This is a genomic window from Jannaschia sp. S6380, from assembly GCF_023015695.1.
In the GTDB taxonomy this organism is placed as follows: Bacteria; Pseudomonadota; Alphaproteobacteria; order Rhodobacterales; family Rhodobacteraceae; genus Jannaschia.
In genome coordinates, this window is sequence record NZ_JALKAS010000002.1 from 208,890 (window position 1) to 231,393 (window position 22,504).

The window sequence follows — 22,504 nt, forward strand, 5'->3', positions numbered from 1 at the left end:
AATGGCCGTGGCCGCCCCCCCCGGTCCCGGTCAGCCTTGTCCGATCAGGATGCCCGCGGCCAGGACCAGCCCGCCGCCCAGCACCACCTGCATCGCGGCGCGCCAGAACGGCGTCTCCATGAAGCGGTTCTGGATCCAGGCGATGGCCCAGAGTTCGACGAAGACGATGGCGATGGCGATGCCGGTGGCCAGCCGGAAATCGGGGATCAGGTAAGGCAGCGCATGGCCCAGCCCGCCCAGCGTCGTCATCACGCCCGAGGCCAGGCCGCGCTTCCACGGGCTGCCCCGGCCCGAGAGTTGGCCGTCGTCGGAGGCGGCTTCGGTGAAGCCCATGGAGATGCCGGCCCCCACCGATGCGGCCAGGCCTACGAGGAAGGTGGTCCAGGTGTCCTGCGTCGCGAAGGCGGTGGCGAAGATCGGGGCCAGGGTCGAAACGGAGCCGTCCATCAGGCCGGCGAGGCCCGGTTGCACCCAAGTCAGCAGGAACTGGCGGCGGGCGCGTCCATCCTCGGCCGCGCGCGCGTCTGGCGCCAGCGCGTCGGCGAGCCCCTCGGCCCGGGCGGTGTGTCCGGCCTCGGCCGCGGCGAGGTCGCCCAGCAGCTTGCGCGTGGCCGGGTCGGAGGTGCGGCGCGCGGCGCGCAGGTAGAAATCCCCGGCCTGACGCTCCATCGCGGCGGCTTCGGCCCGGATCCGGTCGAGGCTCAGCGTCTCGGCCAGCCATACGGGACGGCGGGCGTAGAAGCCGGCCACATGCTCGCGCCGGATCAGCGGGATGACGTCGCCGAACCGCGCGGCGTGCAGATCTATCAGCCGTTGGCGATGACCATCCTCCTCGGCGGCCATGTCGTCGAACATCGCGGCCGTGTCAGGGTAGTCGCCGCGCAACCGCTCGCCGAATGCGCGGTAGATCCGGGCATCGTCCTCCTCGGAGAAGATGGCGAGGGCCAGGATCTCCTGCTCGGAGAGGTCCTTGAAACGTCGGCGGTTGAGGAGCGCGGGAAACATGATGATCCCACGATAGGCCCGGCGGATCGACGCGCAAGGGACGGCGACGCTTGGCCGATGGCGAAGTTCCGCGAATTGCGCCGCGGGCCGTCGGCCCACAAGCTGGTTCGCGACGCCGCGGGCCGTCAACGCCACATTCGATGGCGGCCGCATCGCCGGCCGGGCCGGGCGTCGGCCCAGAGGGCCGGGCGCATCGCCGTGCCCCCGCGCGGCGGTGCGCTTTGGTCCGCAAACCTCATCGGACGCGCATTTCGATCGAGCCGGAATCGCATGCAACCGTTGCCTGTTCCGACGGCCTGTCTCCCTTTCGGCAGCCCCGCCGCGACGGTCGTCACGGGACCGCGCCGGCCTTCGCGCGCGGTCCTGCCGCCTCGTTCGGCTTGTGCGGCAACGCGCCTCGGCTATATTTCGGGCAAAGGGGTGCCGGAATGAACGATGTTTCACCGATCAAGCGGGGTCGGAAGTTCGACCAGGTGTTGGAGGGCGCACGGGCCGTTTTCATGGCCGACGGATACGAGGGGGCGAGCGTCGACGCGATCGCGCGGTCGGCGGGGGTCTCGAAGGCCACGCTCTACAGCTATTTCCCCGACAAGCGCGTCCTTTTCATGGAGGTCGCCAAGGCCGAGTGTGGTCTCCAGGCCGACGAGGCCGATGCCGTCCTGACCGATGATTCGAGCCCACGCGAGGTCCTTTGCATCGCCGCGGACCGGATGCTCGGGTTCTTCCTGTCGCCGTTCGGGCAGTCGATCTTCCGGATGTGCGTGGCCGAAAGCGACCGATTCCCGGAACTGGGGCGCGAATTCTACGAGACCGGACCGCAGCTCTTCCGCGAGAAGATGGTCGAGTATTTCCGCTGCGCGGTCGCCGATGGCGCACTGGCGATCGAGGATTTCGACCTGGCCGCGGACCAGTTCTTCGAGCTGTGCAAGGCGACGCTGTTCCCCGAACTGGTCTTCGGCATCCGCACCACGGTCACCGAGGCCGAGCGCCAGCGCGTGATCGACGGCGCGGTCGAGACGTTCCTGGCGCGCTACGGCGTCTGAGGCTTGGTGCTGGCGGTGACGTAGTTCACGGACAGGTCGCGATCCGACAGCCGCCAGGACCAGGCGACCGGGTTGAAGACGAAGCCCATCCGGTCGACCGGGGTCAGTCCGGCGCGTCCGATCAGGTCGTAGAGTTCGTCGGGGGTGATGAATTTCGACCACTCGTGCGTGCCCTTGGGCAGCCAGCGCATGACATGTTCGGCCCCGATGATCGCCATGACGTAGGATTTCGGGTTCCGGTTGATGGTCGAGCAGATCATCAAGCCACCGGGGCGCAGGAGGCGCTGGCAGGCGGTGAGGTAGGCGAGCGGATCGGCGACGTGCTCGACCACCTCCATGTTGAGGACGACGTCGAAGGGCGCTTCGCCCGTCTCTACCAGCGCCTCGGCGGAGGTGTGGCGGTAGTCGATGTCGAGGCCAGATTGCGCGGCATGGGCCTGCGCCACGGGGATGTTGCGTTCGGCAGCGTCGACGCCCACGACGTCCGCGCCCAGTCGCGCCATCGGCTCGGCCAGAAGGCCGCCGCCGCAGCCGATATCGAGGATGCGGAGCCCGTCGAAGGGGCGGTCGGCCGTCAGATCGCGGTCGAACTCGCCGGCGATCTGGGTGGTGATGTAGTCGAGCCGGCAGGGGTTGAGCATGTGCAGCGGCTTGAACTTGCCGCTCGGATCCCACCATTCGGCGGCCATGGCCTGGAACTTCTCGATCTCGGCGGGGTCGATGGTGCTGGTCATGGCGTCCTCCGGCTCGGGGCCCTGTTGAAGGGCTGCGCTTGGTCTATATAGGTGCGAGATGGATCGGAACCTTCAACAGACCAGCGCCGGTGCGCTCTATCCCCCGCTGGATCCGTTCGATCGGCAGCGGGTCGACGTGGGCGACGGTCACAACCTCTATGTCGAGCAGTGCGGAAACCCCGGCGGTCTGCCAGTCGCGGTGCTGCATGGCGGCCCGGGCGGCGGATGCAGCCCGATGATGCGGCGTTTCTTCGACCCCGATATCTGGCGGGTGATCCTGTTCGACCAGCGCGGCTGCGGGCGTTCGCGTCCCCATGCCAGCATCCGCGACAACACGACCTGGCATCTGGTCAGGGATATCGAGCGGTTGCGCGGCCATCTGGGCATCGATCGATGGGCGGTGTTCGGCGGCAGCTGGGGCGCCACGCTGGCGCTGATCTACGCGATCACCCATCCCGACCGCGCCGCCCATCTGTTCCTGCGCGGTGTGTTCCTGATGGAGGAGCGCGAGCTCGACTGGTTCTACGGCGGCGGCGTGGGGGCGTTCTGGCCCGAGGCCTGGGCCCGGTTCGCGGGGATGATCCCCGAGGCGGAACACGGCGACCTGATCGCGGCCTACAACCGCCGCCTGTTCGACACGCCCGCGCAGGAACAGGTCCGCTTCGCGCGGGCCTGGGCCGCGTGGGAGAACGCGCTCGCCTCGGTCGCGGCGCAGGGCCGGTCGGGAGAGCCCGGGGGCGAATACGCCCGCGCCTTCGCGCGGTTGGAAAACCATTATTTTACCCATCGCGGGTTCCTCGACCACGATGGGTGGATCCGGGCGAACCTAGACCGGATCGCGGATGTGCCGGGCGATATCGTCCAAGGCCGCTACGACATGATCTGCCCGCCCGTCTCGGCCCAGCTGCTGGCCGAGGGATGGTCTGCCGCTACGCTTCAGATCGCCCCCTTCGCCGGGCATGCCTTATCGGAGCCGGGTATCGCCGAGGAGCTGGTCGCGGCCACGGACCGCATCGCCGCCGCCCGGTCGGGAGAGTTGCGTTTCTGACACCGCGCCCGCTAGGGAAAGGCGGGCAGCGATGAGGGCGCGATGCGGATCGAACGGACCAACCTGGACGGCGTGATGCTGCTGACCCCGCGCCGCTTCGGCGACGCGCGCGGCTTCTTCGCCGAGACCTGGAACGCCCGCGTCTTCGCCGAGGCCGGCATCGAGGCCACGTTCGTACAGGACAACCACTCCGTCTCGGACGCCGTCGGCACGCTGCGGGGGCTGCATTATCAGGCACCGCCCGACGCGCAGGGCAAGCTGGTGCGCTGCGGGCGGGGGCATCTGTTCGACGTGGCCCTGGACCTGCGGCGCGGCTCGGCCACCTATGGCGAATGGACGGGGCATGACCTGTCGGCCGAGAATGGGCGGATGCTCTGGATCCCGGAGGGCTTCGCGCATGGCTTCGTGACCCGCGCGCCGGGAACGGAGATCGTCTACAAATGCACCGGCTTCTACGCGCCCGGGGCCGAAGGTGCCGTGCGGTGGGACAGCTGCGGCATCGACTGGGGCCTGATCGGGGCGCCCCTGCTGTCGGAGAAGGACGCCGCCGCGCCGCCCCTTGCCCGCGTCGCCGCGCCCTTCGGGGCCGACGCATGAAGCTGCTGGTCACCGGCGGGGCGGGCTTCATCGGCTCGGCGGTGGTGCGGCAGGCGGTGGCGGCCGGGCTGGACGTCGTCAACCTGGACGCGCTGACCTATGCCGCCTGCCTGGCCAACGTGGCCCCGGTCGCGGATGCTCCGAACTACGCGTTCGTCCACGCCAACATCACCGACCGGCGCGCGCTGGATGACGCCTTTGCCGCCCATGACCCCGACGCGGTGATGCACCTCGCCGCCGAGAGCCATGTCGACCGTTCGATCGACGGGCCGGGCGCCTTCGTCGCCACCAACATCACCGGCACCTACAACCTGTTGGAGGCGGCGCGCGCGCATTGGGACCGGCGCGGCCGCGCCGAGGCGTTCCGGTTTCACCACATCTCGACCGATGAGGTGTTCGGTTCGCTGGGCCCCACGGGGCGTTTCACCGAAGTCTCGCCCTATGACCCGCGCAGCCCCTATTCGGCTTCGAAGGCCGCAAGCGACCATCTGGTCCGCGCCTGGCACGAGACCTACGGCCTGCCGGTTCTGCTGACCAACTGCTCCAACAACTACGGGCCTTATCACTTCCCCGAAAAACTGATTCCGGTGGTGATCCTGAACGCGCTGCACGGTCGGCCGATCCCGGTCTACGGCGCCGGCGAGAACGTCCGCGACTGGCTGTTCGTGGAAGATCACGCCGACGCGCTCTTGTCCGTGTTGCGGAACGGGCGCGTCGGGCGCAGCTACAACATCGGCGGCGACAGCGAGGCGCGCAATATCGACCTCGTCCGCGCGATCTGCGCCATCCTCGATCGGCTGCGGCCGGAGGGTGCGCCGCATGCCGACCTCGTCACCTTCGTCGCGGACCGGCCCGGCCACGATGCGCGCTATGCCATCGATGCTGGCCGCATCCACGAGGAACTGGGCTGGCGCCCCTCCGTCACGCTGGCCGAGGGGCTGGAGCGGACCGTCCGCTGGTATCTGGACAACGAGGCATGGTGGCGTCCGCTCCTGGATCGCGCCGGGGTCGGCACCCGGCTGGGGACGGGGCGGTGACGATCCTGGCGTTCGGCCGGACAGGCCAGGTCGCGCGTGCGCTGGCATCCCACGGGGTCGTCAACCTGGACCGGGCGGCCGCCGATCTGTCCGTGCCGGGTGCCTGCGACGCGGCGATCCGCGCGGCGCGGCCCCGCGCGGTCATCAATGCCGCAGCCTGGACCGATGTCGACGGGGCGGAGGATGCGGAGGCGGCGGCGATGCGCATCAACGCGGACGCCCCGGGCGAGATGTCCCGCACCTGCGCGGAACTGGATCTGCCCTTCGTTCACCTGTCGACCGACTACGTGTTCGACGGGTCCGGCACCGGCCCTTGGCGCCCGGACGATCCGGTGGCGCCGCTGGGCGCCTATGGCCGCAGCAAACTGGCCGGCGAACGCGCCGTGACCGCCGCCGGCGGTCGCCATGTCGTGCTCCGGACAAGCTGGGTGTTCTCCGGCACGGGGCGGAACTTCGTCACGACGATGCTGCGCCTGGGGGCCGAACGGGACCGTTTGTCGGTGGTGAACGATCAGGTCGGCGGGCCGACCCCTGCCGCCGCTATCGCCGATGCCTGCGGGCAGATCGTGGCGGCGATGGCGGAGGGCGCGCCGTCGGGCATCCATCATTTCGCGGGGTCGCCCGATATCGACTGGGCCGGCTTCGCGCGGGCAATATTCGCGACCGCGGGCGTGGACTGCGCCGTCGACGGGATCGCGGCCGCCGATTGGCCCGCCAAGGCCCCGCGTCCGTCCAATTCGCGGCTGGACTGCTCGGCGCTCGCGGACGTTTTCGGCATCGGGCGGCCCGACTGGCGGGCCGCCCTGAAGAATGTGGTCGGGAAAGTATCGCGGCGCTAGCGCGGTTTCACCGCCAGGACCCGATCGCCACCACGTTCACCACCAGCTCGTCCATCTCGGAGAAGGTATGCGGGTTGTCGCCCTTATACTGATGCAGGCGCAGCGTGTCGCCCGAGACGGTCTGATGCGTCAGCACGCCCAGATATTTCGGCTGTACGCTGGAGGTCGACCAGACCGAGGAGTGATCGACCGAGGCGAAGCTGATGACCGGCGTGGTTTCGGCAAAGGCCGCCGGATAGTCCCAATCACCCACCATCTTGTGCCCGCCCGACTGCGTCAGCGTCACGGTGCCGTGGCAGATCATCGTGCCGTCGGCATGCAGGACCGCGATTCCGGTGGCGGTCTCGCGCCGTTCGATCACGCCGCCGGCGGGCAGGCCCGCGACCGTGGCGACCGGCGCCAGCAGGTTGCCGGGGCCGAACGTGCCGTCCGTGCGTGCCAGCCGCCCCGGGGTCACGTCGCCGGGCCCGTCCTGCACGGCGGCACCCGTCGCAAGTCCTGTCAGCGCGTCGAAGCGCAGCGCGGTTGTCCAGCCTGTGCCGTCGGCGCTGACCTTGACGGAAAACGCATCCTCGCCCGCGCAGCCCATCTCGGCCCGCCCGGAATAGCCGGTCTGGAACAGCAGCGTGCCGGTATCGCCCGAACCTGCCTTGTTCAGCACCAGTCGATGGTCGGAGCCGTCATGCGTCAGCAGTGTCGAATCCGAGGCCACGGCCAGCCGGTTCGCCGCGTCCGCCGCCGCGTTGATGCCCAGTTGCGGCAACGTCTCGGGCGCGGGGGCGGCGTCGGCGATCCAGGCGGTGCCGTCATGGCGGCGGTCGACCCGTGCCTCGGCGTCATGCACCCGCCATCCGGGGGCGGGCGACAGGAAGGTCCAGCCGTTGCCCGCGAAGACCGCGATGTCGCCGTCACGGCCGGACCAGGCGCCGATGGCGCCGGGGGCAACGATATGGCGGTCGCCCTCGGCCGGCAGGTCGGGCGGGGCGGTGCGGTCGGCATCGGTGACGACCGGCTGGACCAGCGCGTCCAGCATGCGCAGTGCTTCGTTGTGGGTGATGTGCTTCTGTGCCTGACCGCCCTGGATCAGGGGCAGGGACAGGATGGTGGTGTTTTCCGACATGAGCCGCGGCCTCCGGTGATGTGAAGACCGGGACTCTCGGTTTGAGCGGTTAACGCTTTGTCAACGTCTGTGGGGATCCGTCAACGCGGGGCGGTGCGGATCAGTCCGAAGACCGAGCCGATCAGGCTGAACACCGTCTGCGTCGCCGTGATCGGGCTTTCGGTCACGTAAACCAGGTCCTTGGGCATGATCTGGAAGTTTCGTGCCGAGAACAGCCCGTCGGCCGAGGTCAGGTCCAGCGTGAAGATGACCTGCCGGTTGCGCGGGCCGCGCTGGCCGGCCGCCAGGGCCGAGACGGGGTATTCGCGCAGGATCAGAATGCCCTTCGGGTCGGCGCGCTGCTCCTGCACGCCGCCGATGATCGAGACCGCATCCATCGCGCTGAGCGTGCTGCGGGTGAAGGGGTGCAGCGCCTCGCTTCCGGCGGCCCCGACGGAAAGGAAATAACGCTCGTCCTCCTGAACGATGACCTGGTCGCCGCTGCGCAGCAGCGTGTCCAGCCGCGGCTCGTCATAAAGGCGGTCGATGGACGTGCCGTAGAGGCGCGACCCGCGTTGCAGCCGGATCTGCGGATTGTCCAGCGACGGATCGACCCCGCCCCCCGCGGCCACCAGGCCGAGAACGGTGAAATTCCCGTCCGGCATCGGAAAGCTGCCCGGCTGGCGCACGCCGCCCACCAGATCGACGGCGTTGCCCCGGCCCTCGGCCATGGAAAGCTGGACCTGGGCCGACGGGGCCACGTCGAACAGCGCCGCCTCGACGCGGCTGCGCGCGCCCTGTGGCGTGGTGCCGCCGATCTGGACGTTGCCGACATAGGGCACGAAGATCGATCCCGCCGGCGACACCCGCATCGGGTCGAGGACGGTGCGCCGCCCCTCGGCGGGGACCAGCAGCGAGTTGATGTCGCTGTCCCAGATCGTCAGCGTCACCATGTCGCCCGGACGGATCACCTGGGCCGAGCTGCCCTGGCTGGCCGTGATCCAGCCCAGATGGGGCTGGTTGACGTCGGGCCACTGCGCGATCGAAGGCAACAGGGCGCGGGTGACGGGATAGACGGCGAAATCCGCCCCCTGCGTGTCGCTTGCGCGCACGACTTCCCCCTGCAGGGCGGCGCCGCGCGGAAGGGCGCACCCGCCAAGGGTGCCGAGACACGCCAGAACGGCGAAAAACCTGATGATCCGCATGATGTCGTCCCCCACCGCCATGTGCCCCGGCAGTGGGGCCCGTCGTCGCGCGCCAACCTACCGGACGGGGCGGCGAGGTCAACGCGCCCTACCGTATGACGCGCCGGTATTCGCGCACGCTTTTCGCCTGCGTTGCCGGGGGTTGCCGGATGGAATACACACTGTTGAAAGGCGTTCGCCAGAATTCGCCATGCAGAGGATGCCGGCTTGTCGCGTACCAAGATCAACGAACCGTCCCGTCTTGAATCGATCCTCCGTTCCCTGACCCGACGCCAGAAATACGCGTTCTTCCTGACGCTCGACCTGATCCTCGTGGTGACGGCCCTGGTGCTGACGCTGACGGTCAGCAACCTGCCCTACGGCTTTCCGCCCGCCGGCGTCGCCCTTCTGGTCGCGGTGCCCAGCCTGACCGCGCTGGCCGGCGGCCTGTCGGTCGGGCTTGGCCTGCCGGGCCTGGCGCTGGCCGAATTCGACGGCAGCGCGACGCTGCGCAGCGCGATTCTCGCCATGATGCTGGCCTTCGCGGCCTTCTTGCTGACCGTGGCCGTGGGGCAGAGCCTGCCCTTCGCGGTCTATGCCGGTTTCGCGATCACGCTGTTCCTTCTCATGTTCCTGTCGCGGGTCGTGCTCCTGCAGCTCGTCCTCGCCATCTACCGGCGCGGCGGCCGGGTCACGCGGGTGTTGATCTACGGGGCCGGCTCCACCGGCACGCAGCTCGTGCGCGCGTTCCGCAGCCACAAGGGCATCGACCCCGTGGCCTTCGTCGACGACAACCCGTCCATGCAGGGCCTGACCATCGCCGGCCTGCCCGTGCACCGCCCGACCCGTGTGGCCGAGATCGCCGCGCAGAAGCGCATCGACCGCGTGCTGCTGGCCGTCCCGTCGCTCAGCCCGCCCAAGCAGGCGCGCATCGCCCGCAAGCTGCAGGAGATGGGGCTGGAGGTGCAGACGTTGCCTTCCTTCTCGCAACTCATCGGGACCGAGGCGCTGATCGACCGGCTGGAGACGATGAAGCCGAAGATGTTCCTGGGCCGCGACGAGGTCGAGGCGCCCCTGATGGATGGCCTCGACATCTACCGCGGCAAGTCCGTCCTTGTCTCGGGCGCCGGCGGATCGATCGGGGCGGAGCTTTGCCGCCAGCTGCTTGAAGGTCGGCCCCGCCGCCTCGTCCTGTTCGAGATGAGCGAGATCGCCCTGTTCAACGTCGGACGGGAGCTGCGCCACACCGCCGCCGAATTCGGGGTCGAACTGGTCCCCGTCCTCGGGTCCGTCACCGATGCCGGGCAGGTCCGCCAGGTGATCGACCGCGAGGAGGTCGAGATCATCCTGCACGCCGCCGCCTACAAGCACGTGGCCCTGGTGCAGGCCAACCCGCTGGTCGGATTGTCGAACAACGTCCTGGGCACCCACATGCTTGCCGCCGCCGCGATCGAGGCGGGGATCGAACGGTTCATCCTGATCTCGACCGACAAGGCCGTCCGGCCGCGCGGCGTCATGGGCGCGACCAAGCGGCTGGCCGAACTGGCCGTGCAGGACCTGGCCGCGCGGGTGCCCGACGGCGGCACGATATTGTCGATGGTCCGGTTCGGAAACGTGCTCGGTTCCTCGGGGTCGGTGGTGCCGATCTTCCACGACCAGATCCGCCGCGGCGGGCCGGTGACCGTCACCCATCCCCACGTCACCCGCTATTTCATGACCATCGAGGAGGCCGCGCGCCTGGTGCTGCGGGCCGGATCCATGGCCGAGGGCGGCGAGGTCTTCCTTCTCGACATGGGCGAGCCGGTGCGGATCGTCGACCTGGCCACCCACGCGATCGAGGCGGCGGGCTACAGCGTTCAGTCCGAAGAGAACCCACAGGGCGATATCGCGATCGAGTATATCGGCCTGTCCGAGGGCGAGAAGCTGCACGAGGAGTTGTTCTTCGACGGGTCGGAGCGGCCCACGGCGCATCGCAAGATCTTCCGCGTGCGCGAGGACGGCCTGTCGGAGTTCGAGATGGCCGACATTCTGCGCACCCTGCGCCGCGCGGTGGCCGATGGCGACGCGGATCTGGCACTGGACCTGCTGTCGCGGCGCGTCGCGGGTTTCGGACAGGACCGCGCCGAACCCGCTGCCCCACCGGTGATCCAGGTCTAGGGCCGTTTGACAGTGCATCCCGCTTCCGTCACCCAAGGCCCATGAAACGCGCGCTCGTCACCGGCTCGGCCGGGTTCATCGGCTACCACCTCTCCCACCTGTTGTTGCAACGCGGCTGGCACGTCACCGGCGTCGACAATCTGTCGGATTACTACGACCCCGAGCTCAAGCGCCGGCGGCATGCCCGCCTTGGCGACGGGTTTACCGCCGTGATCGGCGATGTCGCGACGCCCGGCCTGATGACGGACCTCCTGGCGCAACACCGGCCCGACGCCGTCATCCACCTGGCTGCCCAGGCGGGGGTGCGCCATTCGATCGACGCGCCGCGCGATTATGTCGAGGCGAACCTGCTGGGCACCTACGAGGTGCTGGAGGCCGCCCGCGCCCACCCGCCGGCGCATCTGCTGATCGCGTCGACCTCCTCGGTCTACGGGGCGAACGCGGACATGCCGTACCGCGAAACGGTCAAGGCCGACACGCAGATGTCCTTCTACGCCGCGACCAAAAAGGCGGGCGAGGCGATGGCGCACAGCTATGCCCATCTCTACGGCGTGCCGACGACGCTCTTCCGGTTCTTCACCGTCTACGGCCCCTGGGGCCGACCGGACATGGCGCTGTTCAAGTTCGTCCGCGCGATCCTGAACGGCCAGCCGATCGACGTCTACAACCACGGTCGGATGCGGCGCGACTTCACCTATGTCGGCGACCTGGTGCAGGGCATCGCCGATCTGATCGGCCGGCCCCCGGGGACGGACCCCGTCTCGGAACGCGACAGCCTCAGCCCCGTCGCCCCGCACCGGATCGTCAATATCGGCAATGGCGAGACGGTCGAGCTCGGCCGCTTCATCGAGGCGATCGAGGGTGCGCTCGGGACAAAGGCCACGCGCAATCTTATGGACATGCAGCCGGGCGACGTGCCCGCCACCTGGGCCGATTGCGGCCTGCTGACGGACCTTCTGGGCCACGCCCTTCCGCGCACGCCGGTCGAGGAGGGCGTGCGCGCCTTCGTCGATTGGTACCGCGACGAATACCGAAGCTGAAACCGCTGGAGGTGCCCATGCTCGATCTCTTCGATCTGCCCGCCTTGCCACGCCTCCCGGTCGCGGGACGGGCCGAGACCTTCCCCGTGGGGCGCGTCTTCTGCGTGGGCCGCAATTACGCCGCCCATGCCGCCGAGATGGGCAACGAGGTCGACCGCGAGGCGCCGTTCTACTTCACCAAATCCGCCTTCTCGGTCGTGTCTTCCGGCCAGACGGTGCCCTATCCGCCGGGCACGTCGGACTATCATCACGAGGTGGAGTTCGTCGTCGCCATCGGCACGCCGGCATTCCGGGTCGACCGCGATGCGGCCGCGGATGCGATCTTCGGCTATGGCTGTGGGTTGGACATGACGCGCCGCGACCTTCAGGCGGCCGCCAAGGCCGCGCGCCGTCCGTGGGACCTGGGCAAGGATGTCGAGGGTTCGGCGGTCCTGGGTCCGCTGACATCGGCCGCTGCGTTCGGACCCGTGGGCCCGCAGGCGATACGCCTGACCGTCGATGGCGAGGTCCGGCAGACCGGGCGCCTGTCCGACATGATCCATGACGTGGGCGCGATCGTGTCGGACCTGTCGCGCTTCTATCGCTTGCGCCCGGGCGACGTGATCATGACCGGCACGCCCGCCGGCGTGGGCCCCGTGCAGCCGGGCGACGTGCTGGAAGGTTCGATCGAGGGGCTGAGCCCCGTCACGCTGACCATCGGGCCCGCCGCCTGATCAGAGCGTGACGCCCCCGGCGGCCATCCTGCGCCTGACGTCCCGGGGCGGAGCGAGGCCGAACCCGCCCCGCAGGACCGCCCCCGCCGCGGGCAGGTCGCGCCGCAGAACCAGTTGACCGGCCTTGGCGACGGTGAAGGCCCAGGCGCCGGGCAGGGATGCGGGCCGGTGGCGGCGCACGAACCGCAGCCGCGCGCGGTGCTTGAACCACTCCGAGAACGGCGAGGCCAGGCGACCCGGGCGCTGCGACCCGATCGAGGTGCCGGCCCGGTGCCGCACCACGGCGTCCGGACAATAGAGCAGCGGAAGCGGCCCGCGGCGCAGGGCCCAGTCAACCTCCTCGTAATACAGGAAGTAATCTTCGGGCATGGGGCCGGCCCGGTCGACGAAGGTCCGGCTGACGACCATGCTGGCCCCGGTGACGAAGACGATGTCGGAGGCCGAAGGCGGCGCCGTCCCGGCGTCCGCGTTCTGGTTGAGGTTGCGTGTCCGGCCCGTCCGCCAGTCGACGATGCCACCGTCGATCTGGATTGCCCCGGGCGGATCGGCATAGATCACGCGCCCGCCCAGGATGCCGAAACCGTCGGGCGCGGCATGGGTGGCGAAAGCGGCGGCGGTGTCCGGCGGGACCAGCGTGTCGGGGTTCAGAATCCAAAACCGGTCCAGGCCCGCGTCCTCCATCAGGATCCGCAGCCCGTGGTTCACGCCTGCCGCAAAGCCCCCGTTGCGATGGGTCGGGCACCAGCGCAGGTTGTGCGGGTCCGGGGCCCGGCGCCCGGCCACCACTTCGGCCGTGGCATCGGGCGAGTCGTTGTCGACTACCACCACCGATAGCGCGACGCCCCTGCTTTGCAGAAGCGTATCCAGGCAGTCGCCGATCACGTCGGCCGAGCCATGGGTGACGATCACGACGCCGAGGCGGGGCAGGTCGGTCATGATACGCGCCGCGCGCGGATCGTCATCGCCCGGCCCGGGCGAGGCGCAAAGCGGGTATAGGACGTGCGGGGCCGTGCGGGCCCCGCGGGCGCCGGCGGCGGCGCGCCCATGTCGGTGGCGCCCGGCTGCACCAGCCAGGCCGTCGCGCCCAGCACGAACAGCGTGAAGGAGAACAGGTTGCCCCAGACATGCACCGTGGCCAGCGTGAAGCTGAGCCCCAGCAGCGTGAAGACGCAGGCCCGCCGGATGAACAGCAGCGGATGCCCCGGACCCAGCCTGACCCGCATCAGCCGCGCCACCTGCCAGGCCCAACCCAGGGCGATGAAGGCGAATCCCGGCACGCCGTAGCGCACGCCCATCACCAGCCAGAAATTGTCCATCGAACCGGAATACATGAAATAGGGCCGCACCCAGTCTTTCAGGCCGATGCCGAACAGGATCGACGGCGGGATTTCGTTCTCGGCGTTGCCGAAGATGTTCATCACGCCCCACTCGAAGATGATGCTGCGCCAATAGGCGTTGTGGGCCGAGAAGGTCGCATGGCTCATGAAGACTTGGAAGGCCGACCGGTTGGAAATCAGGTCGACGGCGATATAGGCCAGCGCGAAGAGACCCACGAGCAACCACCAGCGCCGCTCCATCCCGCGGAACATCCAGGCCCAGCCGATCAGCGCGACCTGCAGAACGATGGCGAGCAGCGCCCCCGACGACAGCGCGGTGAACCCCGCGAGCGCGACGCCGCCCGCCGAAAGAAACCGCCAGACGTCGGAGCCGAGACCCTTGAGCGCCACGAAAGCCATCGAGAACGCGACCGAGCAGAACAGCCCGTAATGGATCGGATGCGCGAACACGGTCTGCACGCGCGCCAGGCCCAGGCGGGGGTCGTCGCGCGTGATCTCGACCGAGGTGATGCCCGGAAGCGAGCGGATCACCTGCAGGATCAGCGGATCGCCCGTCTGTGTCTCGAGCAGCGCGAAGGGCAGCGAAATGAGGACGAGCATCACCATCAGCCGGCAGAGCGCCACGAAGTCCGCCGCCGACCGAATGGTCGCCCGCGCCAGGACATAACCGCCCAGGAACTCCACCCCGACGGAGGGGGCTTGTTGGATGACGCGGTCTGGGTTGTTGATCGCCAGGGCCAGCGTCAGCCAGGCCGCGTGGAGCAGGAACAGCCAGTCGGTCGCAAGCACCGGCCCGTAGCGCCCGCGCAGCAGGTTCACCAGCATCGGCAGCGTGACCATCAGCAACAGGATGCGCAGCGTGGTTAGGTGGATCGAGCCGATGTTCATCGAGATCGGCAGGACCACCGTCAGCAGGTAGAGCACGGCGAGCCAGTGCAGCCGCCCAGACCCGATCGCCGCCGGCGCGGCGGTGGCCGCCGTCATGGCAGCGACTTCTCGTCCGGGCGCCATGCGGTTCGCGCGGGTTGGGCGAGCGCGTCCGGCACGCCGTGCAACTCGAAGGCGTCGATGCTGCCCTCGAAGCTTTCCTTGGTGCCGAAGGGGTTGCCGAAGGACAGCCCCCAGGATCCGCGCGGCGGAAGGATGCCCGTGGCCGCCCGTTCGCCGATGACCTCGTCGCCTTCGCGCACGGTCAGCATGCCGGCCGGGCCGCGATAGCTGATCGTGATCTCGCCGCTGCCGTCCCGCAGGATGCGGGTCGGGCGCGTGCGCAGCCGCGTGGCGCCGCCGCCTTCCAGCAGCAGCTCCACCTCGACCGCGCCGCGACCGGTCAGCCAGACGCGCATCGCCTGGTGCAGGCGCAATACCTCGCCATGCGAACGATAGCCGTCGCGCGGTGTCAGGTGCAGGGTGATCTCGAACGCGCGGGCGTCGAAGAGCGGCGCCGTCATTTCGCGCGGCAGCACGACCGGGTCGAGCGCATCGCCCACGAGGATCGCGGGGCCGCCGATCTCCAGCCTTTGCAACGGGCGCCCTGCGCCGCCATCGGCCACCAGCGCCTGCGCCTCGGGGTCGAGGCGGATGCGGCCGCGCATCCCGGCGGTCGGCGCCTCGGGCAGGTCGGGGGCGACCTGCGGAAGGGCCGCGCCCAGGGCACGCAGCATCGGCGCCCCGACGGTCGCGCCGTCGAGTGGGCCGCCGGCACGGGCGACGAAATGTTCCGCCAGCGCCGGACGCAGGGGCGAAACGGCGTGAAAGACCCGGTCGTAGTGGTCGGCCTGGCCCGGCACGCGATCCTGGATCAGCAGGTTGCCCGCCACCGTCCAGTCGCCGTGGAAGGCCGGATCGGGCACCGCATGGGCCACATTGCCCAGCACCAGCACATCGCGGGACCGGTCGTCGACGCGGATGCGCGGTGTCCACAGGCCCGGGTCGTCGCGCTTGCCCGAGGAGGCCGCGTTTCGCGCCACGGTGTTGTTGCGGATCGTCAGCCCCTCGGTCGCGCCGATGCTGATGCCGTGCAGATGCGCGTTCAGGATCAGGTTCTCCTCGATCACCACGTCGCGGTAGAACATGTCGGCGCCGGCCGAATGGCTGTCGACCGCCTCGTTGCGCATGAAGATGGATTGGGTGAACAGCCCGGTGCCGGAGTTCAGCAGGTTCCCGCGGATCACGATCCCGGTGCTGGGGCGGTCGGTGTTGCGCGTCCAGAACTGGATCATGTCGGCATGATCGCCGATGCCTGTGGTGCGGTCAAAATCGCGGATCACGTTGTCCTCGATCCGGACGTCGGAGACCTGCGCGAAGTTCATCCCGTCGGACCGCATGCCGTGAACGAGATTGCCGGTCACCGTCACGTCCGAGGAGCGGGTGATGACGACACCCTGGGCGAAGCCACGGAAGGTGCTGTCCCGCAACCGCAGCCCGATCGTGTCGTGGACCCCCAGGCCCAGTCCCCAGGGGCCTTCGGCGTCGCGCGTGCCGTCGAAGGTCAGATCGCCAAGGCGGATGTCCCTCGCGTCGCGGATCACGAAGCTGCGCCGGTCGCCGGCCCCGATCGGGCGCAGCTTGAAGGACAGGCCGTCGAGGACCAGATGCCCGGTCTCGGTGATCTGCAGCGCGGGAAAGACGGGCCGCGCCGCCCGGTCCGCCGCCCGCAGGGCCAGGGGCGCCGTCGGCGATCCGCCCCGACCCAAGCGCAGCGGCGGGTAGTCGCCCGGCGCCAGAAGGACCGTGTCGCCGGGCCCCGCCCGTTCCAGAACGGTCGCAAGCGTCTGCGGGTCGGCGCGCAGGACGCCGTCCGCGTGGGCATTCGCCGCCGTCAGCACCGCCAGGGCGAGGACGCGCATGAGGATTCGCAAGTTCATGGCCTGCTCCGGTCCGGGGCGTCCCCCGGTCTGCTGCTCGGGCCCTCGGACGGGGCCGCTTACCGCGCAGGTTAGACCGCCACCACGGGGACGGGGGCCAAAAACCGGCCGGCGCCGCCGGTCTAGCCTCGCGGTGTGGCGTCTCTACGTCGGGTCGATGCCGTCATGACCGGCGATGTCCAGCTTCGGCCGTATTTGCGCCAAACTCGGTGCTTCCGCGGCGCGTTCCCTCGACTGGCAAGCCCCTCGTCAGCGTTCGCCTTCGCGCCACATCGCCAGAACAGACAGGACCGCCAGCGCCGCGACAAGCAGCCATGGCGCGAACGTCGCCCCGGCGGCGAACGCGATCCCCAGGCACCACAGGCATACCCGGTGCACTGGCCATGCGATGCCCGCGTCCCGACGCCGCACGAGATGGAGCGAAAGCGCAAATCCCACCGCTTCGCCGAGGCATCCCAGCCAGATAAGCACTGTCAGTTCGGCGCCCGCGCTCAGCGCGGCGATCCCGAGGACCAGAGCCCCCACGCGAGGTAGGTTCGACAGCGCGGCATTACCCGTCCAGCCGCGCGCCAACGCCACCACCACGCTTCCGGTCTTGGCGACGCGCAACCCCTGCAGGATGGCGAGCGGCCCCAGCAGGATGGACAGCGCGCCGTAGCCCGTCCCGGCCAGAAGCGGCGCGGCCAGCCAGCCCGCCGCGACCCCGCAGATCGCCAGCGCCAGTCCGGCCAGCATCGACGCCGTCAGCGCGGCATGCGCCGTGGGCACGAAACCCGCCGACCCGGCCCGGGCCGAGAGCCGCGGCAACAGCGCGGTCTGGATCGATTTCCCCGCGATCAGCGAGGGCGTCAGCGTCAGCGTCACGCCCATTGCGAAGACGCCGAGCGCCTCCATCCCCAGAATGTGCCCCACCGCCAACTTGTCCGCCTGAAAGACAAGAAAGAGGATCACGGCATTGACCAACATCGGCCAGCCGAAGCGCAGCGTCCGGGCCCAGAGCGCGCGGTCGACCCGCGGCCGCCACGGGCGTTCGGCCATTGCATGCGACAGGATCGCGGCGGCGACCGCCTGCGCCAGGATCGCGCCCAGCATGATCCGCCAGTCGCCCAGCCAGGCCGCCAGCGGCCAGACCAGCAAAAGCGACAGAAGCGCCGGTGCCGTGCCCGTCGCCATCAGCGGGCCGAACCGGTCGCTGCGGTTCATGCGGTGAATGTCGAGATGCTGCATCGCGTTCAGCAGCGGGACCAGCGCCAGCAGACGATAGGCCCAGGCGGCCTCCGGAATGGCCAGGAACGCGGCCATCGGGCCCGCCAGCAGAAACAGCGCCAGCCCGGCCAGCGCGCCGCGCAGCAGCTGAAACCCGGCCAGGGCGTCCTGCAGGCGCGGGTCGTCGCCGTCGCGGGCCTGCACGATCTGTTGCTGCAGCCCGAAGGCGGTGGCCATCTCGACCGCCGCCATGGCCAGCGCGAAGGTCGCCGCGATGCCGTAATCGGCCACCGGGATCAGTGCGGCGACGGTCAGGTTGCGCGCGAACAGCAGGCCCGAGGCGGCGGCGTTGCCGGACAGGATCAGAAGCGCGGGGCGGGGCATCGGGACATGTCCGGTGGGAAAAGGCTTGCGGGGTTGTGCGGGGCTTGCCATGCTGGGGTCAAGCCGCAAGCCCGCAAGAAGGCCCATGACGGCAGACAGAGCAGTGCAGTGAAGACGATCGACACCCCTCTCGCGGATGCGGCCATGGCCACGTCCGAGGCACTCGCCATCGTGGCGAAGGGCGATCTGTGCGCCGGTTGCGGCGGCTGTGCCGGCATGTTCCCCGACGCCATCGCCATCCGGACGAAGGCGCCGGGCTTCCTCCGCCCCGTGCAGGTGGGGGCGCTGCCCGTCGGCGCCGACGACGCGATCGCCGACATCTGCCCGGGCCTGGGACAGCGCGTGGCGCCCGGGGGGCGTAGGGACGACCCGCTTTGGGGGCCGTGGCGCAGTGCCTGGACCGGCTGGTCGATGGATGGCGGGGAGCGGCATCGCGGCGCGTCGGGCGGCGCGCTCACGGCGCTTCTGACGCATCTTCTGCGCGCGGGCGTGGTGCAGGCGGTGGTCCAGAACGCGCCCGACCCGAAGGCCCCTCTGGCGAACCGCACGGTGCTGACCGACGATCCGGCGGCGTTCTCGGCCACGGCCGGGTCGCGCTATGCACCCTCGGCGCCGCTGGAGGCGCTGCCCGATATCCTGGCCGACGGGCGCCGCGTCGCCTTCGTGGGCAAGCCCTGCGACGCGGCCGCGTTGGCGGCGATCCGGGCCCGCGACCCGGCCGTGGCGCGCGCGGTCCCGGTCATCGTGTCGTTCTTCTGCGCCGGCGTCCCCTCGGCCACCGGCGCGCGCGAGATCCTGCGCCAGTTGCGGGTGGAAGAGACCGAGGTCGCGCGTTTCCGCTATCGCGGCCATGGCTGGCCGGGCCGCGCCACGGCCGTGCTGCACGACGGGACCGAACGGTCGATGACCTATCGCGAGAGCTGGGGCGGCATCCTTTCGAAGCATGTCCAGCATCGCTGCAAGATCTGCGCCGACGGGACGGGCAAAGCCGCCGATCTTGTCTGCGCCGACGCGTGGGAGGTGGACGATTCCGGCTATCCCCGCTTCGACGAGCGTCCGGGCGAGAGCCTGGTCCTGGCGCGCACCGTTCTGGGCGAACAGATCGCCCGTGGGGCCCAGGCCGCGGGCCGGCTGGCCCTGCGTCCCTATGACATGGCGCGGCTGGCCGATATCCAGCCCGGCCAGCGGGAGCGGCGGCGCGCGCTCTCTGCCCGACTGGCCGCGCTGCGCTTGCTGCGGCAACCGATCCCCGACTATCGCGGCCTGGGCTTGCGGCGGGCGGCGCGGCAGAACCCGTGGCGGCGGAACCTGCGCAACTTCCTCGGCACCCTGCGTCGCCACCTGCGGCGATGAGCGCCCCGCTCCGCATCCTGCTGCTGATGCACTCGACCCGGTCGCACAACCTGGGCGTCGGTGCGCTCAGCGTGGCGGAAGTCGCCATCCTGCGTCGCGTCGCCGCGCGGCTGGACCGGCCACTTGCGATCACGCTGGTCGACTATCCCGACGCGCGCACGCCCTATGTCACCGGCGACGATATCCGGATCGTTCCGCTGTCCGGCCGCTGGGTCAAGAACCCGCGCGGCTACTGGGCGGAGCTGCGCCGGGCCGATGCCGTGATCGACATCGGCGGCGGCGACAGCTTCGCCGACATCTACGGGCGCAGGCGCCTGCGGCTGATGTTCGCGCTCAAGGCGCTGGCGCATCTGGCGGGAAAACCGTTCATCTTCGCGCCGCAGACGGTGGGGCCGTTCAACCGTACCGCGTCGCGGCGCCTGGCGCGCATGCATCTGGACCGGTGCCGGCTGGTCGCGGTCCGGGACGAGCCGTCGCGCGATCACATGTATGAATTGGGCGTGCGCCGCCCGCCTGTCCTCGCCTCCGACGTGGCGCTGGCCATGCCGGCGGGGCCCGCACCGGACCTGCCGGGGGCGGGGCCCCATGTCGGGCTGAACGTGTCGGGTCTGCTGATGGGGGGCGGATATACCGGCCGGAACGAGTTCGGCGTCTCGCTGGACTATCCCGTGCTGATCGACGATCTGATCCGCTGGTTCCAGGGGCAGGGTGCCTGCGTGCACCTGATCCCGCATGTCATCGTCCCCGACGGCCCGCTGGCGGGCGAGGACGATTACCGCGCCTGCGCGGCCCTGGCCGAGAAACACCCCGGCACCGTTCTCGCGCCGGCCTTCGCCTCGCCGCCCGAGGCCAAGGCCCATATCGCAGCGATGGATTTCTTCCTCGGTGCGCGGATGCATGCCTGCATCGCCGCGTTCTCGACCGGGGTTCCGGTCGTCCCGATGGCCTACAGCCGCAAGTTCGCGGGGTTGTTCGGCTCGCTCGGCTTCCACCGGACGGTGGACTGCACGGCCTCCGACGCGCGGACGATCCTCGATGCGGTGGCCGAGGCCTGGCATGACCGCGACGTCGTGGCGACGGAGGTCCGTGCAGCCCATGCGCGCGGGCTCGACCGGCTCGGCCGGTACGAGGCCGCGCTGGGCGACACCTTGGCCGCGCTTTGATGGGCGAACGCGCCGTCGTCATCATTCCGCATCGCGACGATCCGGTGCGGCTGACGCGCTGTCTGGATGCGCTGGTGCCGACGCTGCCGGGCGGGGTCGGCGTCGCGGTGGTCGACAACGGATCGCGGGGCGACGTCGCGGGGCTGGTGGCGCGCTATCCCGGTGTTCGCCTGCTGCGGGAACCGCTGGCCGGTGCCGCGAATGCCCGCAACCGCGGCGTGGCCGAGACCGAAGCCCCGCTGCTGCTGTTTCTGGACGCCGATTGCCTGCCCGATCCCGACTGGACGGAGACCGCCCTGCGCGTCGCTGACCGGGGCGACCTCGTCACGGGCGAGGTCTACGTCTTTCACGAGACCGACGGCCCGGCCACGGGCGCGCAGGCATTCGAGCAGGTCTTTGCCTTTGATTTCCGCACCTATGTCGCGCGCGACGGCTTTGCGGGCACCGGCAACCTGGTCACGCGACGCGCGGTGTTCGACGATGTCGGGCCGTTCCGCGCGGGCATGTCCGAGGACAAGGATTGGTGCCAGCGGGCGCGGGCCCGCGGCCACAGCCTGATCTATGTGCACGAATTGCGCGTCGGTCACCCGTCGCGCGCGGACTGGTCGGCCCTGGCGCGCAAATGGCGGCGCCTGACGGACGAGGCGCGCGAACTGCACCGGGCCGACGGGCGACCCGCATGGGTCTGGACCCTTCGCGCGTTGGCGATGCCCGCCTCGATCGTCGTGCACGCGCCGCGGGTCCTGCGGGCACCGGGTCTGGGCGCGGGCGAGAAGGCACGCGCGCTGGCGACGTTGGCGCGGCTGCGCCTGGCGCGGATGGTCTGGATGCTGGGCGGCTAGGCCGTCTCGGCGTAGCCGTAGCCGTAATGGTGGTAGTCGCCTGGGTGGCCGCATTTGTTCAGCACCACGCCCAGCACGTTGGTCTGCTGGGCCAGCTCCTTCTCGCAGGCGTCGACCTGGCCCAGGGTGCTCTGCTCGGCGGCGGCGATCATCAGCGCGCAATCGGCATTGGGCAGAAAGGCGATGGCGTCGTCGCTGACCATGACCGGCGGCAGGTCGAACACGATCACGTCGGGCGCGAACTGCGCCTCGATCCGCTCCAGCAGCTTGCCGATCCGGCGGCCCTGCAACAGCTCGGCGGGGTCGTGAACGGGCGTGCGCGTGGTCGCGAAGGCCAGGTTCTCGCCCACCCGGGTCATCTGCGCGCCCGGTTCGGCCGTGCCGCGGATCGCGGCGGTGATCTCGTGGCGGGCCTGCAGGCCCAGGATCGACGCCAGCATCGGGCGCCGCAGGTCCAGGTCCAGCACCACGGTGCGGATGTCGGTCTGCCGCGCCAGCGAGAAGGCAAGGTTCATGGTCACCGTGCTCTTGCCGCAGCCCGGCCCGGGGGAGGTGACGGCCAGGCGGGACCAACCCTGCGCCTTCATCTGCTGCAGGGTGCGGGTGCGCAGCACATCGAACGGGGCGCTGCGGGCCCCGCCCTGGCGCGTCACGACGCGCTTGTCGGCCAGGTGTTCCGCCTCGGGCTCGAACCGGGGCAGGGCGGCCCACGCCTCCTCGACCGTGCGGCTGGCGGCCGGGGCGACCTTGCGCGAGATCGGGGCCTCCTGGTCCGTGGCGGCGGCGACCCGTCCGGCGAGGATGGCGTCCCGCGCGGCGCGGGCTTCGGCGATGGCGGTCTGAAGACGGTCCATGG

Annotated in this window: 20 protein-coding genes; 11 read left to right on the plus strand and 9 right to left on the minus strand. The window is 70.1% G+C overall.

All coding sequences use genetic code 11. The features are described 5' to 3' along the window. Positions 1–30: 30 nt before the first annotated feature. Positions 31–1,005: an iron exporter MbfA gene (gene mbfA, locus MWU52_RS14065; RefSeq protein ID WP_246953301.1), complete on the minus strand. Its 975-nt coding sequence runs from the start codon at positions 1,003–1,005 to the stop codon at positions 31–33. A 428-nt stretch (positions 1,006–1,433) separates the two neighbouring features. Between mbfA and MWU52_RS14070 the strand changes: the two genes are divergently transcribed. After that, complete coding sequence (locus MWU52_RS14070; RefSeq protein WP_246953303.1) at positions 1,434–2,048, plus strand: TetR/AcrR family transcriptional regulator; 615 nt, start codon at positions 1,434–1,436, stop codon at positions 2,046–2,048. Here the strand turns inward: MWU52_RS14070 and ubiG are convergent. Continuing rightward, entirely contained in the window at positions 2,036–2,782 is a 747-nt protein-coding gene (gene ubiG / locus MWU52_RS14075; RefSeq protein ID WP_246953305.1) for a bifunctional 2-polyprenyl-6-hydroxyphenol methylase/3-demethylubiquinol 3-O-methyltransferase UbiG, read from the minus strand. The genes MWU52_RS14070 and ubiG overlap by 13 nt on opposite strands. A gap of 58 nt (positions 2,783–2,840) precedes the next feature. Here ubiG and pip point away from each other — a divergent pair, with 58 nt between their 5' ends. From pip to rfbD, 4 genes are read left to right on the plus strand one after another with little or no spacing between them, the layout of a single operon-like run. Continuing rightward, positions 2,841–3,830, plus strand: a complete 990-nt coding sequence (gene pip, locus MWU52_RS14080; RefSeq protein ID WP_246953307.1) for a prolyl aminopeptidase — start codon at positions 2,841–2,843, stop codon at positions 3,828–3,830. A 42-nt stretch (positions 3,831–3,872) separates the two neighbouring features. Beyond that, positions 3,873–4,427, plus strand: a complete 555-nt coding sequence (gene rfbC / locus MWU52_RS14085) for a dTDP-4-dehydrorhamnose 3,5-epimerase (RefSeq protein ID WP_246953309.1) — start codon at positions 3,873–3,875, stop codon at positions 4,425–4,427. Further along, complete coding sequence (gene rfbB / locus MWU52_RS14090) at positions 4,424–5,464, plus strand: dTDP-glucose 4,6-dehydratase (RefSeq protein ID WP_246953311.1); 1,041 nt, start codon at positions 4,424–4,426, stop codon at positions 5,462–5,464. The genes rfbC and rfbB overlap by 4 nt, the downstream gene beginning before the upstream one ends. After that, complete coding sequence (gene rfbD / locus MWU52_RS14095; protein ID WP_246953313.1) at positions 5,461–6,303, plus strand: dTDP-4-dehydrorhamnose reductase; 843 nt, start codon at positions 5,461–5,463, stop codon at positions 6,301–6,303. The genes rfbB and rfbD overlap by 4 nt, the downstream gene beginning before the upstream one ends. A gap of 7 nt (positions 6,304–6,310) precedes the next feature. On the opposite strand, the gene MWU52_RS14100 is transcribed toward rfbD, so the two are convergent. Together MWU52_RS14100 and MWU52_RS14105 are read right to left on the minus strand one after the other, a co-directional pair. Then, positions 6,311–7,423: a DUF2793 domain-containing protein gene (locus MWU52_RS14100; RefSeq protein WP_246953315.1), complete on the minus strand. Its 1,113-nt coding sequence runs from the start codon at positions 7,421–7,423 to the stop codon at positions 6,311–6,313. A gap of 80 nt (positions 7,424–7,503) precedes the next feature. Beyond that, entirely contained in the window at positions 7,504–8,628 is a 1,125-nt protein-coding gene (locus MWU52_RS14105; RefSeq protein ID WP_246953317.1) for a polysaccharide biosynthesis/export family protein, read from the minus strand. 186 nt (positions 8,629–8,814) lie between these two features. Between MWU52_RS14105 and MWU52_RS14110 the strand changes: the two genes are divergently transcribed. The 3 genes from MWU52_RS14110 to MWU52_RS14120 are packed head-to-tail and all read left to right on the plus strand — an operon-like array spanning position 8,815 to position 12,496. Beyond that, positions 8,815–10,743, plus strand: a complete 1,929-nt coding sequence (locus MWU52_RS14110) for a nucleoside-diphosphate sugar epimerase/dehydratase (RefSeq protein WP_246953319.1) — start codon at positions 8,815–8,817, stop codon at positions 10,741–10,743. A gap of 41 nt (positions 10,744–10,784) precedes the next feature. Further along, positions 10,785–11,783: an NAD-dependent epimerase/dehydratase family protein gene (locus MWU52_RS14115; protein ID WP_246953321.1), complete on the plus strand. Its 999-nt coding sequence runs from the start codon at positions 10,785–10,787 to the stop codon at positions 11,781–11,783. Between the two features lie 17 nt (positions 11,784–11,800). After that, positions 11,801–12,496, plus strand: coding sequence for a fumarylacetoacetate hydrolase family protein (locus MWU52_RS14120; RefSeq protein ID WP_246953323.1), 696 nt, complete (start codon positions 11,801–11,803; stop codon positions 12,494–12,496). Here MWU52_RS14120 and MWU52_RS14125 read toward each other — a convergent pair whose 3' ends face one another. The 4 genes from MWU52_RS14125 to MWU52_RS14140 all read right to left on the minus strand — a co-directional run bounded on the left by MWU52_RS14125 (position 12,497) and on the right by MWU52_RS14140 (position 18,290). Further along, a complete protein-coding gene (locus MWU52_RS14125) occupies positions 12,497–13,432 on the minus strand; it encodes a glycosyltransferase family 2 protein (RefSeq protein ID WP_246953324.1) in 936 nt (311 codons plus the stop codon). After that, on the minus strand, positions 13,429–14,817 hold the full coding sequence (locus MWU52_RS14130; protein ID WP_246953326.1) for an O-antigen ligase domain-containing protein: 1,389 nt from the start codon (positions 14,815–14,817) through the stop codon (positions 13,429–13,431). The genes MWU52_RS14125 and MWU52_RS14130 overlap by 4 nt, the downstream gene beginning before the upstream one ends. Next, entirely contained in the window at positions 14,814–16,700 is a 1,887-nt protein-coding gene (locus MWU52_RS14135; protein ID WP_246953328.1) for a right-handed parallel beta-helix repeat-containing protein, read from the minus strand. Before MWU52_RS14135 ends, MWU52_RS14130 begins: the two co-directional genes overlap by 4 nt. A 249-nt stretch (positions 16,701–16,949) precedes the next feature. Next, positions 16,950–18,290 carry an oligosaccharide flippase family protein gene (locus MWU52_RS14140; protein WP_246953330.1) on the minus strand — a complete coding sequence of 447 codons (1,341 nt, stop codon included), beginning with the start codon at positions 18,288–18,290 and terminating at the stop codon, positions 16,950–16,952. Between the two features lie 108 nt (positions 18,291–18,398). On the opposite strand from MWU52_RS14140, the gene MWU52_RS14145 reads away from it, so the two are divergent. Genes MWU52_RS14145 through MWU52_RS14155 form a run of 3 tightly spaced genes read left to right on the plus strand, consistent with a single transcriptional unit; the run spans position 18,399 to position 21,648 of the window. Then, on the plus strand, positions 18,399–19,643 hold the full coding sequence (locus MWU52_RS14145; protein ID WP_246953331.1) for a Coenzyme F420 hydrogenase/dehydrogenase, beta subunit C-terminal domain: 1,245 nt from the start codon (positions 18,399–18,401) through the stop codon (positions 19,641–19,643). Continuing rightward, on the plus strand, positions 19,640–20,806 hold the full coding sequence (locus MWU52_RS14150) for a polysaccharide pyruvyl transferase family protein (RefSeq protein ID WP_246953332.1): 1,167 nt from the start codon (positions 19,640–19,642) through the stop codon (positions 20,804–20,806). The genes MWU52_RS14145 and MWU52_RS14150 overlap by 4 nt, the downstream gene beginning before the upstream one ends. Then, positions 20,806–21,648: a glycosyltransferase family A protein gene (locus tag MWU52_RS14155; protein WP_246953334.1), complete on the plus strand. Its 843-nt coding sequence runs from the start codon at positions 20,806–20,808 to the stop codon at positions 21,646–21,648. The genes MWU52_RS14150 and MWU52_RS14155 overlap by 1 nt, the downstream gene beginning before the upstream one ends. Here MWU52_RS14155 and MWU52_RS14160 read toward each other — a convergent pair. Continuing rightward, the gene (locus MWU52_RS14160) at positions 21,645–22,502 is read right to left on the minus strand and encodes a CpsD/CapB family tyrosine-protein kinase (protein WP_246953336.1); all 858 of its coding nucleotides are present in this window, start codon (positions 22,500–22,502) and stop codon (positions 21,645–21,647) included. The two genes, MWU52_RS14155 and MWU52_RS14160, sit on opposite strands and share 4 nt — an antisense overlap. Between the last annotated feature and the right edge of the window lie 2 nt (positions 22,503–22,504).

Bases quoted from the DNA above. Each gene is read 5' to 3' on its own strand.
- mbfA (WP_246953301.1), bottom strand. From the start codon at position 1,005: ATGTTTCCCGCGCTCCTCAACCGCCGACGTTTCAAGGACCTCTCCGAG.
- MWU52_RS14070 (WP_246953303.1), top strand. From the start codon at position 1,434: ATGAACGATGTTTCACCGATCAAGCGGGGTCGGAAGTTCGACCAGGTG.
- ubiG (WP_246953305.1), bottom strand. From the start codon at position 2,782: ATGACCAGCACCATCGACCCCGCCGAGATCGAGAAGTTCCAGGCCATG.
- pip (WP_246953307.1), top strand. From the start codon at position 2,841: ATGGATCGGAACCTTCAACAGACCAGCGCCGGTGCGCTCTATCCCCCG.
- rfbC (WP_246953309.1), top strand. From the start codon at position 3,873: ATGCGGATCGAACGGACCAACCTGGACGGCGTGATGCTGCTGACCCCG.
- rfbB (WP_246953311.1), top strand. From the start codon at position 4,424: ATGAAGCTGCTGGTCACCGGCGGGGCGGGCTTCATCGGCTCGGCGGTG.
- MWU52_RS14100 (WP_246953315.1), bottom strand. From the start codon at position 7,423: ATGTCGGAAAACACCACCATCCTGTCCCTGCCCCTGATCCAGGGCGGT.
- MWU52_RS14105 (WP_246953317.1), bottom strand. From the start codon at position 8,628: ATGGCGGTGGGGGACGACATCATGCGGATCATCAGGTTTTTCGCCGTT.
- MWU52_RS14115 (WP_246953321.1), top strand. From the start codon at position 10,785: ATGAAACGCGCGCTCGTCACCGGCTCGGCCGGGTTCATCGGCTACCAC.
- MWU52_RS14120 (WP_246953323.1), top strand. From the start codon at position 11,801: ATGCTCGATCTCTTCGATCTGCCCGCCTTGCCACGCCTCCCGGTCGCG.
- MWU52_RS14125 (WP_246953324.1), bottom strand. From the start codon at position 13,432: ATGACCGACCTGCCCCGCCTCGGCGTCGTGATCGTCACCCATGGCTCG.
- MWU52_RS14130 (WP_246953326.1), bottom strand. From the start codon at position 14,817: ATGACGGCGGCCACCGCCGCGCCGGCGGCGATCGGGTCTGGGCGGCTG.
- MWU52_RS14135 (WP_246953328.1), bottom strand. From the start codon at position 16,700: ATGAACTTGCGAATCCTCATGCGCGTCCTCGCCCTGGCGGTGCTGACG.
- MWU52_RS14140 (WP_246953330.1), bottom strand. From the start codon at position 18,290: ATGCCCCGCCCCGCGCTTCTGATCCTGTCCGGCAACGCCGCCGCCTCG.
- MWU52_RS14150 (WP_246953332.1), top strand. From the start codon at position 19,640: ATGAGCGCCCCGCTCCGCATCCTGCTGCTGATGCACTCGACCCGGTCG.
- MWU52_RS14155 (WP_246953334.1), top strand. From the start codon at position 20,806: ATGGGCGAACGCGCCGTCGTCATCATTCCGCATCGCGACGATCCGGTG.
- MWU52_RS14160 (WP_246953336.1), bottom strand. From the start codon at position 22,502: ATGGACCGTCTTCAGACCGCCATCGCCGAAGCCCGCGCCGCGCGGGAC.